Genomic DNA, 277 nt, shown 5'->3' with positions numbered 1-277 from the left:
GCACACCAACAGCGCCGCCGAGACCCTGACCCGCCTGCTGAACATGGGCGTGCCGGCGTTCAACCTGGCGACCTCGGTGAACCTGATCATCGCCCAGCGCCTTGCGCGAAAACTCTGTTCGCACTGCAAGAAAGAACACGACGTGCCGAAGGAAACCCTGCTTCACGAAGGTTTCCCGGAAGAGCTGATCGGCACCTTCAAGCTGTATTCGCCTGTAGGCTGCGAAAACTGCAAAGGCGGTTACAAAGGTCGCGTCGGTATTTATGAAGTGGTTAAA

The 277-nt window shown here is 57.0% G+C and carries 1 protein-coding gene; it reads left to right on the top strand.

What is annotated here, in order from left to right:
* On the top strand, positions 1-277 hold a 277-nt coding region (locus tag B8W69_RS29635; protein WP_165762740.1), incomplete at both ends, for an ATPase, T2SS/T4P/T4SS family.

This window comes from Mycolicibacterium vulneris, from assembly GCF_002104765.1.
In the GTDB taxonomy this organism is placed as follows: Bacteria; Actinomycetota; Actinomycetes; order Mycobacteriales; family Mycobacteriaceae; genus Mycobacterium; species Mycobacterium vulneris.
Note: the sequence above shows the minus strand (reverse complement) of the source record. Positions and strands in the feature narration are given on the sequence as shown.